Annotated in this window: 18 protein-coding genes; 6 read left to right on the plus strand and 12 right to left on the minus strand. The window is 73.3% G+C overall.

Translation table 11 applies throughout. The features are described from left to right. Positions 1-12 precede the first annotated feature (12 nt). On the plus strand, positions 13-624 hold the full coding sequence (locus OHA72_RS52500; protein WP_327003611.1) for an NAD(P)-dependent oxidoreductase: 612 nt from the start codon (positions 13-15) through the stop codon (positions 622-624). Here the strand turns inward: OHA72_RS52500 and OHA72_RS52505 are convergent. Further along, entirely contained in the window at positions 614-1,096 is a 483-nt protein-coding gene (locus tag OHA72_RS52505; RefSeq protein ID WP_327003612.1) for a MarR family winged helix-turn-helix transcriptional regulator, read from the minus strand. The genes OHA72_RS52500 and OHA72_RS52505 overlap by 11 nt on opposite strands. A 92-nt stretch (positions 1,097-1,188) precedes the next feature. On the opposite strand from OHA72_RS52505, the gene OHA72_RS52510 reads away from it, so the two are divergent. Beyond that, entirely contained in the window at positions 1,189-2,058 is an 870-nt protein-coding gene (locus OHA72_RS52510; RefSeq protein WP_327003613.1) for an alpha/beta fold hydrolase, read from the plus strand. Here OHA72_RS52510 and OHA72_RS52515 read toward each other — a convergent pair. Beyond that, positions 1,983-2,243 carry a hypothetical protein gene (locus OHA72_RS52515; protein ID WP_327003614.1) on the minus strand — a complete coding sequence of 87 codons (261 nt, stop codon included), beginning with the start codon at positions 2,241-2,243 and terminating at the stop codon, positions 1,983-1,985. The two genes, OHA72_RS52510 and OHA72_RS52515, sit on opposite strands and share 76 nt — an antisense overlap. 235 nt (positions 2,244-2,478) lie before the next feature. On the opposite strand from OHA72_RS52515, the gene OHA72_RS52520 reads away from it, so the two are divergent. Beyond that, complete coding sequence (locus tag OHA72_RS52520; RefSeq protein ID WP_327003615.1) at positions 2,479-3,222, plus strand: VOC family protein; 744 nt, start codon at positions 2,479-2,481, stop codon at positions 3,220-3,222. Between the two features lie 18 nt (positions 3,223-3,240). Here OHA72_RS52520 and OHA72_RS52525 read toward each other — a convergent pair whose 3' ends face one another. The 4 genes from OHA72_RS52525 to OHA72_RS52540 are packed head-to-tail and all read right to left on the minus strand — an operon-like array spanning position 3,241 to position 6,008. Next, a complete protein-coding gene (locus OHA72_RS52525) occupies positions 3,241-3,882 on the minus strand; it encodes an SMI1/KNR4 family protein (RefSeq protein ID WP_327003616.1) in 642 nt (213 codons plus the stop codon). A gap of 18 nt (positions 3,883-3,900) precedes the next feature. Beyond that, positions 3,901-4,593, minus strand: a complete 693-nt coding sequence (locus OHA72_RS52530) for a CPBP family intramembrane glutamic endopeptidase (protein ID WP_327003617.1) — start codon at positions 4,591-4,593, stop codon at positions 3,901-3,903. After that, positions 4,590-5,075: an NAD(P)H-binding protein gene (locus OHA72_RS52535; protein WP_327003618.1), complete on the minus strand. Its 486-nt coding sequence runs from the start codon at positions 5,073-5,075 to the stop codon at positions 4,590-4,592. Before OHA72_RS52535 ends, OHA72_RS52530 begins: the two co-directional genes overlap by 4 nt. A 51-nt stretch (positions 5,076-5,126) precedes the next feature. Further along, entirely contained in the window at positions 5,127-6,008 is an 882-nt protein-coding gene (locus OHA72_RS52540) for an ADP-ribosylglycohydrolase family protein (protein WP_327003619.1), read from the minus strand. A 227-nt stretch (positions 6,009-6,235) separates the two neighbouring features. Here OHA72_RS52540 and OHA72_RS52545 point away from each other — a divergent pair, with 227 nt between their 5' ends. Next, complete coding sequence (locus tag OHA72_RS52545; RefSeq protein WP_327003620.1) at positions 6,236-6,697, plus strand: hypothetical protein; 462 nt, start codon at positions 6,236-6,238, stop codon at positions 6,695-6,697. Positions 6,698-6,745: 48 nt separating this feature from the next. Here the strand turns inward: OHA72_RS52545 and OHA72_RS52550 are convergent, their stop codons facing one another. Together OHA72_RS52550 and OHA72_RS52555 are read right to left on the minus strand one after the other, a co-directional pair. After that, positions 6,746-7,504 carry a DUF427 domain-containing protein gene (locus tag OHA72_RS52550; protein WP_327003621.1) on the minus strand — a complete coding sequence of 253 codons (759 nt, stop codon included), beginning with the start codon at positions 7,502-7,504 and terminating at the stop codon, positions 6,746-6,748. Next, entirely contained in the window at positions 7,501-7,965 is a 465-nt protein-coding gene (locus tag OHA72_RS52555; RefSeq protein ID WP_327003622.1) for a MarR family winged helix-turn-helix transcriptional regulator, read from the minus strand. Before OHA72_RS52555 ends, OHA72_RS52550 begins: the two co-directional genes overlap by 4 nt. 37 nt (positions 7,966-8,002) lie before the next feature. Between OHA72_RS52555 and pip the strand changes: the two genes are divergently transcribed. Beyond that, positions 8,003-8,941 carry a prolyl aminopeptidase gene (gene pip / locus OHA72_RS52560; protein WP_327003623.1) on the plus strand — a complete coding sequence of 313 codons (939 nt, stop codon included), beginning with the start codon at positions 8,003-8,005 and terminating at the stop codon, positions 8,939-8,941. A gap of 15 nt (positions 8,942-8,956) precedes the next feature. Here the strand turns inward: pip and OHA72_RS52565 are convergent, their stop codons facing one another. Next, positions 8,957-9,655, minus strand: coding sequence for an NAD(P)-dependent oxidoreductase (locus tag OHA72_RS52565; protein WP_327003624.1), 699 nt, complete (start codon positions 9,653-9,655; stop codon positions 8,957-8,959). A gap of 39 nt (positions 9,656-9,694) precedes the next feature. Here OHA72_RS52565 and OHA72_RS52570 point away from each other — a divergent pair, with 39 nt between their 5' ends. Beyond that, the gene (locus OHA72_RS52570) at positions 9,695-10,282 is read left to right on the plus strand and encodes a TetR family transcriptional regulator (protein ID WP_327003625.1); all 588 of its coding nucleotides are present in this window, start codon (positions 9,695-9,697) and stop codon (positions 10,280-10,282) included. Here the strand turns inward: OHA72_RS52570 and OHA72_RS52575 are convergent. From OHA72_RS52575 to OHA72_RS52585, 3 genes are all read right to left on the minus strand, one after another. Continuing rightward, positions 10,164-11,027 carry a dienelactone hydrolase family protein gene (locus OHA72_RS52575; protein WP_327003626.1) on the minus strand — a complete coding sequence of 288 codons (864 nt, stop codon included), beginning with the start codon at positions 11,025-11,027 and terminating at the stop codon, positions 10,164-10,166. The two genes, OHA72_RS52570 and OHA72_RS52575, sit on opposite strands and share 119 nt — an antisense overlap. A gap of 125 nt (positions 11,028-11,152) precedes the next feature. Further along, the gene (locus OHA72_RS52580; RefSeq protein ID WP_327003627.1) at positions 11,153-11,836 is read right to left on the minus strand and encodes a class I SAM-dependent methyltransferase; all 684 of its coding nucleotides are present in this window, start codon (positions 11,834-11,836) and stop codon (positions 11,153-11,155) included. Positions 11,837-11,880: 44 nt separating this feature from the next. Continuing rightward, on the minus strand, positions 11,881-12,666 hold the full coding sequence (locus tag OHA72_RS52585) for an endonuclease/exonuclease/phosphatase family protein (protein WP_327003628.1): 786 nt from the start codon (positions 12,664-12,666) through the stop codon (positions 11,881-11,883). Between the last annotated feature and the right edge of the window lie 54 nt (positions 12,667-12,720).

The raw sequence follows: 12,720 nt of genomic DNA on the forward strand, positions 1-12,720 counted from the left end.
GAGGAGCATCCATTGCGCCTGGCTGTCTTCGGCGCGACGGGCCGCGCCGGCCGTGTCGTCGTCGACCACGCCCTGCGAGGCGGTCACGAGGTCGGCGCGCTCGCCCGCGACCCGGCCCGGATCCACCCGCATGCCCGGCTCCGCGTCGTGAGCGGCGACGTGCGCGACCCCGTGGCGGTGGCCAGGACGCTCGACGGCGCCGACGCGATCGTCAGCACGCTGGGCAGGCGGCGGCGCGGTGGCGACGTCTGCACCGACGGCATCCGCACGGTGCTGTCCGCCGCGGCCGGCGGCATCCCCCGTCGCCTCATCGTCCTGAGCAACTACGCGGTTGCGGACAGTCGCCACCGCACCGCGTACGTTGCCGTGTCGTGGCTGCTCCAACCGGCCGTGCTCCGCGACAAGGAGCAGATGGAGGCGCTCGTGCGCGACAGCGGCACCGACTGGACCGTCGTGCGCGCACCGGCCCTCACCGACGGGCCCCGCACCGGCCGCTACCGCACCGGAATCGACCTCCGGCCGTCCCTCACCGCCCGGGTCTCCCGCGCCGACCTCGCGGAGTTCATGCTCGCCGAGCTTCGCGACAACGCGTACGTGCGCCGGTCCGTCACCATCACCCCGTAGGCGCGGGCGGCTCCCCGGAGATCCAGCCGGGGGACTCCAGCTCGATGGTGGCGTCCCCGACGAACGCCGTGAGCTGGGCCTCGAGACGGGCGAGATCGTCCTGGCCGAGCTGGTCGGCCCACGCCTGCCGCAGGTCGTCGAAGATCGACTCGCCCTCCCGCATGACCCGGTGTCCGAGGTCGGTCACCCGGATCCGCTTGCGGCGCCGATCGGCTGCGTCGTCCTCGACCGCCACCCAGCCGCGCTCCATGAGGATCGCGATCGTCTTGGCCGCCGCCTGCTTGGTGACCGAGAGCGCCCGGCCGAGCTCGGACGCGCTCTCGGCGCCGAGATCGATCGCACTCATCGCGTAGTGCAGCGAGGGGCGGACGTCCTCGTAGCCGCGGGCCTGCAGTTCGAGCACGGCGGCGTCGACGAGCTTGCGGTAGCTGCCCAACAGCAGGAGCGCGAGGTTGGGCCCAGGTCTGCTCACCGGATCAGCGTAAGCGCAGGACTGGACAAGGACAACCGGGTTGTCTACGTTATTGGACAACCCGGTTGTCCAATAACTGAGGAGGCCCCACCGTGAGCACCATCGCCGCAGTCACGCACCACACGGCCGCCGTCAACGGCACCGAACTGCACTACGTGTCCGCCGGAGACGCCGGCTCCCCGATCCTGCTGGTCCACGGGTTCCCGGAGAGCTGGTGGGCGTTCCACAAGGTCATCCCCCTGCTCGCCAGGACCCACCGCGTGTTCGCGGTCGACCTGCGCGGCTTCGGCGACTCCTCACCCGCCGAGGACGACCACAGCAGCGCCACGGCGGCGGAGGACCTGCACCAGCTGATCGCCCACCTCGGCGTGGGGCCGGTGCACCTGACCGGCCAGGACATCAGCGGCGGCACGGTGTTCCGCCTCGCCGCCACGCACCCCGAGGACGTCGCGAGCTTCACGGCCATCGAGATGGGTCTCGCCGGGTTCGGTCTGGAGGGCCTCGCGGACGTCACGCACGGCGGCTCGTGGCACATCGGCGTCCTGGCCGCGCCGGGCGTCCCCGAGATGCTGCTGGCCGGCCGGGAGCAGGAGTTCCTGGGCGGCTGGGCGTTCCCCGCGATGACGGCCGTGCAGGGCGCCGTCACCGGTGAGGACGTGGCCGAGTTCGTCCGCGTCTACGCCCGCCCCGGCGGTTGGCGCGGCGCGATCGGGCTGTACACGTCGATGCTCGGCGAGGGCGAGCAGCTGCGGGCGCTGGCGGCCTCGGCGCCGCTGAGCGTCCCGGCCCTCGCGGTCGGCGCCGCCGGCGGGCCGTTCACCGAGAGCACCCTCAACCAGGTCACCACCGGGCCGGCCAGGAACGTCCTGCTTGAGGGCGTCGGGCACTACGTGGCGCTCGAAGCGCCGGAGTCCCTGGCCGCGGCGGTCCTCGAGTTCGTCGGCGACGTCGACGGCAGGTAGACCCCGGCGCTGCCCGTCAGCCGGGTTCCCGGGCCGGCGCGGTGCCGGTGCAGCACCTGCCGGATCAGCGCGACCCCGGCGTCGAGGCGGTCGAAGACGCCGATGCTGAGCGTGGCCTCGCGCTCGCCGCGGCCCGGGGTGTACGACGCGCCGCTGAGCTCCGCCCAGTTCCAGCGTCCGGGCACTGCCCGGGATGCGCATGCCCAGGTCGATCGTGCCGAGCCCGGCGCTGACGTCGAGCACGAGGGTGTGGCCGCCACCGACCGGGAACTGCGCGACCAGCGGCCCGGCGTCGCAGCCGTCGCCGCCCTCCAGGCCGTCGGCGAAGAAGTACGCACGCCAGAAGTCCGGATCGTCCAGGAGGGCCTGCAGCTCGGCGGGCAGCGGCACGCGGGGCAGCCTGAACATAGGATCGCCGGCATGCCAGTGCGACCGGTCCACGTGAACATCAAGGCCGTCGACGCCGCGGCGGTCGGCCGGTTCTGGGCGCGGGCGCTCGGCTGGAGCGTCACCAAAGAGGGCACCGTGACCACCTACGTTGCGCCGCCCGGCGAGTTCGTCTGGCCGGACCCGGCCGCCGTCTGCGTCGACGTCGTGACCGTCCCGCGGGCCAAGCCGGCGGCGAAGAACCGGGTGCACATGGACCTCGCCACCACCTCCGCGGCGCATCAGGCGGAGCTGGTCGCACGCGTCCAGGCGCTCGGCGCGACACCCGTCGACGTCGGTCAGGGCGACGTGCCGTGGGCGGTCCTCGCCGACCCGGAGGGCAACGAGTTCTGTGTGCTGGAGCCCCGGGAGGTGTACGGGGACACCGGGCCGATCGCCCGGATCGTCGTCGACTGCGCGGATCCGCGGGCCATGGCCCGGTTCTGGGGTGCGGCGACGGACTGGCCCGTGCACGAGGTGACCGGCGATCGCGCGGTGCTGCGCTCCGGCAAGGGTTCCGGCGCGTACCTCGAGTTCCACCGCACGCCCGGCGGGAAGACCGCGCCGGACCGTGTCCATCTCGACCTGCTGCCGTACCCGGGGGACGACAAGGCGGCGGAGGTGGCGCGGCTGCGGGCGCTCGGCGCCACCGACCTCGACCTCGGTCAGGGCGACGTGCCGTGGTCGTGCCTGGCCGACCCGGAGGGCCACGAGTTCTGCGTCCTCGCCCTGCCCTGAGGCCTCAGCGGCAGCCGGTCACGCCTCGGCCCCGTCCAGCCAGCGCCGGTACCAGCGGGCGAACCCGATGCGGTTGCCGGCCTGGTCCAGCAGCGGCCGGACGGGGCCGTCGCCGGCGGTGTCGTCGGCCCACATCTGGCCCCGGGCCGGGCCGCTGACGACGAGCGCCTCCCGGTACGCGCAGCCCTGGTGGCACAGGTAGAGCAGGCCGGGGATCGGCTCGAACGCGTAGGCGTCGTCGCCGTGCAGCTCCCAGTACTCCTCCTCGGCCGCCTCGTACTCCTCCTCCGTGGCGAAGTCGGCCTCGTCCGGCGGGTCCGGCGCCTGCTTCGCAAGGTAGAAGGCGCGCTCGTGCGGGAACGGCGTGGCCAGGGTGTCCAGGTCGGTGAGGTCCGCGCCGTCGCCGTCCCACCGCCACACACCGTCCGCCAGCAGCAGCGGGAACAGCCCGTACGCGGGGCCGGCGCCGCCACGGCCGGCCTGCAGCAGGAACGTGCGGTATTCGGCGGGCAGCTCGACCCGCAGCTGCGCCTCGACCGCGGCCAGCTCGGCGGCGGTCAGCGGCGCATCGAGCCGCCACCGGTGGGCGTCGGCGCCGAACACGGCACCGGGACGCGCGGCCAGCCGCGCGAGCCGGCCGGGCACATCGGACCAGGTCACAACCGGCACCCTACAAAGTCAGTTCGCGATCAGCGGGGGCAGGGCGAACAACATCACCATCGACCAGGTCACGTGGGTGAGGATCGGGGCGAGGACACCGCCCGACGCGCGGCGTTGCAGGCCCAGGATCACGCCGAGGAGCACGGCGGCGAAGACGAGCATCGGGTTGCCGGTGGCGACGGTGACGACCGCGTACACGGCGGTCGAGATGGTCACCGGCAGCACCCGGCCGACGGCGGCGAAGAGGGCGCCGCGGAAGAAGAGCTCCTCGGCGGCGCCGTTGGCGAGGGTGACGACGGTGATGAGGACGATGGAGCCGTAGCGGGCGTGGTCGAGCACGTCATCGGTGTACGCGCGCAGCGGCGGGATCTCCCGCACGATGAGCGCTCCGGCGACGAAGACCGCACCGGCGAGCAGCCCGGTGAGGATCGGGGTGGCCACGGGGCGGCGCAGCGTGTCGCGGAACGGGATGCGCCCCAGGTGCAGCGGCCCGGACAGCAGCGCCCCGGCGACCCAGGTCGCGGCGACGGCGAGGGTCATCGGGTAGAACAGCGCGTCGCCGGGCCGGATCGACAGCGACACCCCGAGCAGCACCGCCCCGGCGACCAGCGTCACCGCGGCCACGATCCGCCGCCGCCGGAACGCTGCGTCGGGCTGGCTGTGGTCGCGGGGTACCCGGCCGATGAACGCCGGACCGAGCAGGCGTCTCATCGGTGCAGCGCCAGCCGGACCGCCTCGTCGTGGCTGATGCCGCCGGCGCCGATGACGACCGCGGCCCGCAGCGCGGTCACCGGCACCGGCCCGTCCTGCAGGATGCGTTCGACGGCGCGGCGTGAGCGCAGGTGCGCGGACAGCTCGCCGTCGTCGGCGCCGAGCCCGCCGAGGTACACGATGCGCTCCAGTCCCGCGTCGGCGGCGGCCGCGGCGAACGTGCGGGCCGCGGTGGCGTCCTTGTCCTCGAAGTCGTCGGAGTCCAGGGAGTGCACCAGGTAGTAGGCGGCGTCGGCGCCGTGCAGGGCCTCGGCGACGCTGCCGGGGTCGAACACGTCACCCCGCACGGGGGTGCCGGCGCCGTCGTAGTGGTCGGGGTGGCGGGTCATCGCCCGCACGTCGTAGCCCTTGCCGGTCAGGGCACTGGCCAGATGCGACCCGATGAACCCGGAGGCGCCGGTCACGACCACAGTTCTTGTCACGCTCCCCTGGTACCCCACCCGGCCGGGACCACCGCAAATCGACGCAACGGCCTACCCGGGCGGGAGCGGCTCGCGGGCGTCGGCCCATTCGGCGGGCACCGCGTCCAGGCCGGTGCGGGCCGCGACGATGCCGCCGACGATGGCGCAGGTGGTGTCCATGTCACCGCCAGCGCTGACGGTCGCCCACAACGCCTCGACGAGGCTGTCCAGGTGCCGGGCCGCGCACCAGATCGCGTACGGCACGGGGTCGGGGGCGGAGATCAGGCTCCCGCAGCCGACCTCGTCGGCGATCCACTGCGGCTGCCGGGACAGCGGCCGGTGGCACAGCAGACGGAGCCGGGCGGCGACCTCGCCGTCCGGCGTGCGGGCGGCCACCTGCGGCAGCAGATCCTCCGCGGCGACCTGCCGCACCGCCAGCGCGGCGGCCACGGCCACGGCGACCGCGCCGGCGGCCGCCTCGGGGTGCGCGTGCGTGACCGCGGCGGACAGCGCCGCCTGCTCGACGACCCGGTCGAGGTCCTCGGCGAACCACGCGCCGAGCGGCGCGACGCGCATCGCGGCGCCGTTGCCCCACGAGCCCTGCCCGTCGAACTGCGCGGCCGTGACCGACTGCCACGCCTCGCCGTCACCGATGGCCTGCAGCACACCGTGCATGGACGGGCCGTAGTTGCGGTACGGATCGGCGGCGTACGCACTGGCGAACCGCTCCGCCAGCTCGTCCTGGACCACCTGTCCGTGCTCGCGCAGCGTCCGGTACAGCGAGACGGCCATCGCGGTGTCATCGGTCCACGGCCACGGTCCCTGCGGCACCAGCCGCTCGCCGATCAGCCACTGCATCTGCTCCGCGGGCCGGAAGAACCACGTCTCGCCGAACGCGTCGCCCAGCGCCGTGCCGTGCAACGACCGGGTCGCGGCGTCAACGTTGGCGATCATGGCCAGATCGTGACAGCCGGTCGCGCACCCTGTCGAACCAGTTCCGCACCCGCCTCAGCACTTCGGGGTCGACGGCGAGTTCTTCGGCCTCGGCATGGCCGCCTTCAGCGCCCGCACCCGCAAGCTGCTCGACTGGGCCCCGGCCGGCCTCACCCTGGTCGAGGACATCCTGGCCGGCGGCCACGGCACCGCGCCGTGACGTTGCCTGGCGTGGTTACCCTCGGGGCATGCTGATCGCGAAGCGGACCAGTGTCTGGCGCACGCGCTATCAGGTGAGCCAGGACGGTCACCTGGTCGCCGCGTGGGACGGATCGCTGTGGCGCAGTGGCGGTGACCTGAACGTGGCGGGGCAGGGGTTCCAGGTCCGCGGCAACGCGTGGGGCAGCCGCTTCTCGATGCTGGACAAGGCCGGTGGTGTCGTCGCCGCCGCGGACCGGGTCGGGCGGAAGCGGTGGACCGTGGCCGCGGGCGGGGTGACGTACCACTTCCAGCGGGCGTCGATCTGGAGCCAGGCGCAGGAGCTGTACGCGGACGGGCGCAAGGTCGGCTCGGTGCGCAAGACCAGCGTCTGGGGCAGCGACATCGCCGTCGATCTGCCCGGCGTGCCGCTGCCCGTGCAGGTGTTCGTCCTCGGGGTCCTCGTGACCATGTGGCAGGCGCAGGCGTCCGCCGCCGGTGCCGCCGGCTGATCACGGACGTGATCCCGCCGGCGGGCGCCGCGGACCCGCCCGGCGCGGTCAGGAGAAGGGCGTGACGGGGCGGTCGAGCGGCCGGCCGTCCAGGTGGATGTCGACCTTCTCGTTGTAGAAGCTGACGAGGCCCGCGATCGGCAGCAGCGCCGCGGTCGGGAAGTTGTAGGCCCACGCCAGGTCCTGGTGGACGGCCTCACCGGTCCGCACCGACCAGTAGTCACTGGTGCGCCCCTTGTACGGGCACGAGGTGCGGGTCGGTGACGCCTCCAGGTGGGTGAAGTCGACGTCGGTCCGGTTGAGGTAGTAGCGCGTCGGCAGGCCGGTCTCGAAGACCAGCACCGGCGAGGACGACTCGGCGAGGACCACCGCGTCGACGGAGATCCGCACGGTACGGGTGGAGCGCAGCGCGTCGACACGGCTGTACGGGTTGCGAGGGTGGACGAAGACCTCCTCGTCCTCCTCGTACCACGCGTCGAGGGAGTCCCATTCGAGGCGGGCGAGGCCTTCGACCGGGCCGTCGGCGTAGATCCGGCCGGCGGCGGGGCGGTCCTGGTCGCCGACCCGCAGCCCGATGCGGCGGGCGCTGCCGCGTTTGAGCCGCTGCACGTGGTCCTCGTCGACGACGGCGGCCGGGTCGAGGTCGGCGGCGGGGAAGTAGTACTGCGGATAGTTCGGCCACTCCCACAGGTACACGGCGCGGGTGGTGTCCAGGACGGTCCGGCCGTTGAGCACCGCGCGCACCCGGCGCGGCACCGGCTCGATGTGGTCGACCGGCACGATCATCTTCGGGTAGTCGGCTGTCACATCTCCCTGCTTATCACCACGGGGCCGATCCGGTGGCGCATCGGGCGGCGCTCCAACGCCGCGACGGCCTCCTCGACCAGGCGGCTCAGTGGATACGGCAGCTCCGCGTCGAACGCCTCGGCGGCCGCGACGGTGGCGGCCATCTCCGCCTCGATGACCGGCAGCAGCCGCGCCGCCCGGTCGGTGAGGTGCGCGATGCGCTGCCGGGCGTCCTCGCCCGGCTCCAGGCGGACGAGGTCCTGGCGCACCATCTCCGCGACGGTCTGGCTGGCCGCGGAGTGGGTGACGCCGATCGCGGCGGCCAGATCCCGGATCGTGTGCGGGCCGTGCCGCGCGAGGGTCCGCACGACCGGCGCGAACCTGGGCCGGACGTCGGGCAGGCCGAGGTCGGCGTAGACGGCGGCGACATCGCCGTCGAGCAGTTCGAGCAGGTGCCGCAGCCGGCTGCCGAGGAATGTCACAGCACTAATATAACAGCGCTGTTGTATTCTGCGTGCCATGTACCCGCTCATCGACCCGCACGACGAGGGCATGCTCGACGTCGGCGACGGCAACCTCGTGCACTGGGACGTCGCCGGCAACCCCGCCGGCCTGCCCGCGCTCGTCGTGCACGGCGGCCCCGGCACCGGCTGCACCCCGCGCACCCGCCGCTACTTCGACCCGGACCGCTACCGGATCGTGCAGTTCGACCAGCGCAACTGCGGCCGCAGCACCCCGCACGCGTCGAGCCTGGACGCGGACCTGCGGCACAACACCACCGAGCACCTCATCGCCGACATGGAGCTGCTGCGCGAGCATCTCGGCATCGACCGGTGGCTGCTGTTCGGCGGGTCCTGGGGTTCGACGCTGATCCTCGCGTACGCCGAACGCCACCCCCACCGCGTCGCGGGCATCGTCATCGACGGTGTGACGTCCACCCGCCGCCGCGAGATCGCCTGGCTCTACGAGGGCGTCGGGCGGTTCTTCCCCGCGCAGTGGGCCGCGTTCCGCGACTTCGCCTCACCCACCGGCGGTGACGTGGTCGCCGCCTACGCCCGGCTGATGCACTCCCCCGACCCGGCCGTGCGCGCCGCGACCGCCGAGGCCTGGTGCACCTGGGAGGACACCGCGGTGTCGCTCGAACCGAACGGCGTGCCCGACGCGTACCGCGGCCGCCCCGACGACGCGAAGCTCGCCATGGTCCGCATCTGCACCCACTATTTCGCCAACGCCGCGTGGCTGGAGGAGGGCGTCCTGCTGCGCGACGCGGGCCGGCTCGCCGGGATCCGTGGCGTCCTGCTGCACGGCCGCTTCGACATCAGCAGCCCTTTGGAGACGGCCTGGCACCTCGCGGAGCGCTGGCCGGACGCGGCGCTCACGATCGTCGAGGACTCCGGGCACACCGGCAGCGACACCATGCGGACCCTGATCCGGGAGGCCCTCGACTCGTTCGTCTGACCGGAGGGCCGGGGTTCACCGCTTTCCGCCCGCGATCGCCTCGCGCCAGATCAGGCCGGCGATGCTGGGGCGCACCTCGGTCGTGATCACCGCCATCGCCCGCCGCACGAATCGCGCCTCGTCCAGGTGCGCGACCATGCTCGCGGCGAGGTCCGGACGGGCCGTGAACAGACCGTCGGCCACATCGGCCCGCACCGTGTACCCGGTGACGGCCGGATGATCGAACAAGCCCGACGGACGCACGAGGGTCCAGTCCAGGTCGCTGTCGCGCACGAGGGCCTCCATGCGGCGCATGTCGTCGTGGACGGTGCGCCCCATCCGGCGGTTGAACAGCGGGTCCATGACCGTGTTGAAGAAGCGTTCGCCGGTGGGCCGCCACGCCGGGTCCATGACGCTGGAGCTGACGGCCAGGAGCCGCCGCACGCCGTGGCGGTGCATCGCGGCGACGATGTTCGCGGCGCTGCGTGAGTACACGGTGACGGGTTGCCGGGTCAGGGGGGTGCCGAGGCTGGACAGGACCGCGTCGGCGCCCGCGACGGCACGGTCGGCGGTGCCGGGGTCCAGGACGTCACCGGTGACGACGGTGAGCCGCGGGCGCGGGGCGAGGGCGTCGGGGCGGCGGCCGACGGCGGTGACGTCGTGGCCGGCGGTGAGGGCCTGGTCGACGAGGTGGCGGCCGGTGGGACCGGTGGCGCCGAAGATGACGGTTCGCATGCGGTTGACGGTGCCGCGGCCCCGGCGCAATATTCAACCGTGCTGAATAAACCCCGGGGCCGCCCGCGTGGCCGCCCGGACACCAAGGCGCGGATCGCCGCGGCCGCCCGTGAGCTGTTCCTGCGGCATGGATACCGGGGCACGACCGTCCGCGCGGTCGCCGCCGCGGCCGGGGTCGACCAGGCGCTCATCAGCTACCACTTCGGCTCCAAGCAGGGCCTGTTCGGCCAGTCGCTGGAGCTGCTGTGCGTGGAGCCGGCGGCGCTGGACGCGGCGTTGCGCGGGGACCGGGCCGGTCTCGCCGACCGGCTGCTGGACGCCGTCACCGCCCTCTGGGACGCCACGGACCCCGCCGAGCACCGCGTCGCCGCGCTGGACGACGCGACGATGCGGGTGCTGCGCGACTACCTGGACTGTGACCTACGCGTCCGCGTCGCTGAATTTCTCGGCGGCCCGGACGCGACGCAGCGGGCCACCGCCGCGGTCGGCGTCATCGGCGGTGTCATCTTCACCCGCTACCTGCAGCCGGTCCGTTCGATCGCGGCGCTGCCGGCGTCGCAGGTGCGGCTGCTGTTCGGCCCGGCGCTGCACGCCGCGCTGTTCCCACGGCTGCGTGCGCCTCGATGAAGGCGAGGATGCGGCGCCAGGCGTCGTCCTGCGCGCCGGCGTGCCCGGGCAGCTGCTCGTCGAAGAAGCCGTGCGGTGCGCCCGGGTACACGACGATCTCGTGCGGCACGCGGTGCGTGGTCAGCGCGGCGTCGAACGCGTCGACCTCGGCCGCGCCGATGCCCTCGTCGGCGCCGCCGAACATGCCCAGGATCGGCGCGACCAGGTCCGCCGCCCGCTGCGTCGGTCCGGGCCTGCCGAGCAGGACGCCGGGCATGCCGTAGAGGCCGATCGCGCCGGCCAGGCCGAAGCGCGCCGCGGCGGTGAGGAAGGCGAAGCGGCCGCCGACGCAGAACCCGAGCGACACCACCGCCTGCGCTGCGTGCCGCAGCCGTCCGATCGCGGCGGTGAAGTCGGCGGACAGCTGCTCCTCGCGCAGCTGCGCCAGGTGCGGCATCAGGTTGGCCATGTCGCCCCAGCCGTCGCCGCGGGCGGTGTGGTCGAGCCCGGCGGTGCGGCCGAAGTAGTCGATCGCCAGGGCGGCGTGCCCGTGCCGGGCGAGCTGGGTGGCCAGCTGCTCGTAGAAGCCGGACAGGCCCCGGTTGTCCGGCAGGACGAGGACTCCGGCTCCACTGTGGACGGCCGGTGTCGCGAGGAACCCCGCGAACCGCGCGCCGTCAGCGGACTCGAGGACGACAGCGCCGGCCTCGACCTCTACCTCGGACTCACTGGACTGCGGCGGGCGGGCGTCAGCGTCGTAACACACGAACATCTCCGATCGATCGGCGAACCTTCCGCACCGAACGATAGGAGACATTCACGCTTATCATACCAAATTGGGCATTCCAGATCCAGTACCGATGGGTCCGTCACACGTCGGCCGTTCGGTCATCAGGTGCCCCGTGGGGAATCAAGATCCGGCAGTCCCTTGGCACATCCGCTGCCCCAGTAGAACGGTCCCCCGGTCGGCTGGACCTTGATGCGCCAGCCGATCCGGTCGAGCTGCCGCTCCAGCGCCTCGGGCCGATGCGGGACCTTGACGATCCGGTACGCCGTCCCGTCGGTGAGCCGCCGCTGGATGACCGCCGAACCCTCACCCTCGATGAGCTCCTCCTCCGTGCGGTGCCAGTCGTCGACGAAGAACACCCGCCCGTCCGGCTGCAGGCAGTCGGCCACCAGCGACCAGAACGACGCGAAGCGCTCGGCCGGCACGTGCGACAGCCAGAACCCGAAGAACACGACGTCGTAGCGACGGTCGGGCCGCCAGCCGAACACGTCGGCCTGCACGAACCGCACCCGCTGCCGGCCCACCCGGGCCGCGGCGATGCCGAGCATCCCCGCCGAGGCGTCCACGGCCGTGACGTCCGTGGCGTGCCGCAGCAGCTGCCCCGTCCAGGTCCCCGGCCCGCAGGCGAGCTCGAGCACGCTGCCGGTCGGCCGGAACGCGTCCAGCGCCGCGGCCAGCTCACCCCCGCCGGCGAACGGCAGTGCATGGTCGTCGTACTCGGCCGCAACCGCCTGATAGAACGCGGCCTGCTCGTCCAGCAACGCCGCCAGCTGGTCCCCATCACCCATCTGCCGAGAATCCCGAACTCCCGCCCGGGCCGCAACAGGTCCGGTCACTGCGGTGACGCGCCGAAGGACAGGTCGGCCTCGATGCCGTAGTGGTCGGACAGGAACAGGTCGCGGCCGTCGGCGACGCGGACCGGGTCCTGCAGCACGGTGCGGGCGCGCACGGCCGCCGGGCGGTCCTCGACGGCGCGGATGAGGACCTGGTCGAGGGGCGGCGGCGCCGGCCAGCGCGGGGTGGGCCGGTATGTCGTGGACGTGTCGCCGGCGAGGACGTCGCGCAGGCCCGCGGCGGCGGCGAAGCGGGTGAACACCGGCGAGTCGCGCGGCACGTTGAAGTCGCCGACGACGACCGCGGGCAGCGACGGCTCGAACCCGGTCACCGCCCGCGCCAGATGGTCGAGTTCGCCGCGGATGATGCCGGTGTACCGGTTGCCCTCCGACCAGTCGTCGTCCCGGTTGGCGGACAGGTGGGTGTTCACGACCGCGAGCGGCCCCGCGGGCGTCCCGATCACGGCGAGCTGCGCGCCCTTGCGCATGAGCAGCTCGGTGCGCAGCGGCCGGGTCATCGGGTACCGCGCGAACCGGTACCGGCGGATCGGCCACCGCGACAGCAGCATCAGCCCACCGGCGAGCACCGTCACGCCGGTCGCGGCCCGGTGCGGGTAGCCGGGGGTGACCTGGCGCAGCAGCCGCGCGCTGCCGCGGTGCAGGACCTCCTGCAGGCACACGATGTCGTACCCGGACCGCTCCAGCACCGGGCCGAGCGCCCGCAGCCGGGCCGGGACGTTGTCGCGGATGAGCGCGTTGAGGGTGAGCAGCCGCACCTCGATCATCGAAGCATTCCATCACCCGGGCGGCGGCGCGCACCACATCACTTGCCGGGCCGG

This window comes from Dactylosporangium sp. NBC_01737 (genome assembly GCF_035963215.1).
Classification (GTDB): Bacteria; Actinomycetota; Actinomycetes; order Mycobacteriales; family Micromonosporaceae; genus Dactylosporangium.

Excerpts from the sequence above, each read along its gene's own strand:
- OHA72_RS52520 (WP_327003615.1), top strand. The coding sequence starts at position 2,479 with ATGCCAGTGCGACCGGTCCACGTGAACATCAAGGCCGTCGACGCCGCG.
- OHA72_RS52530 (WP_327003617.1), bottom strand. The coding sequence starts at position 4,593 with ATGAGACGCCTGCTCGGTCCGGCGTTCATCGGCCGGGTACCCCGCGAC.
- OHA72_RS52540 (WP_327003619.1), bottom strand. The coding sequence starts at position 6,008 with ATGATCGCCAACGTTGACGCCGCGACCCGGTCGTTGCACGGCACGGCG.
- OHA72_RS52545 (WP_327003620.1), top strand. The coding sequence starts at position 6,236 with ATGCTGATCGCGAAGCGGACCAGTGTCTGGCGCACGCGCTATCAGGTG.
- pip (WP_327003623.1), top strand. The coding sequence starts at position 8,003 with ATGTACCCGCTCATCGACCCGCACGACGAGGGCATGCTCGACGTCGGC.
- OHA72_RS52565 (WP_327003624.1), bottom strand. The coding sequence starts at position 9,655 with ATGCGAACCGTCATCTTCGGCGCCACCGGTCCCACCGGCCGCCACCTC.
- OHA72_RS52580 (WP_327003627.1), bottom strand. The coding sequence starts at position 11,836 with ATGGGTGATGGGGACCAGCTGGCGGCGTTGCTGGACGAGCAGGCCGCG.
- OHA72_RS52585 (WP_327003628.1), bottom strand. The coding sequence starts at position 12,666 with ATGATCGAGGTGCGGCTGCTCACCCTCAACGCGCTCATCCGCGACAAC.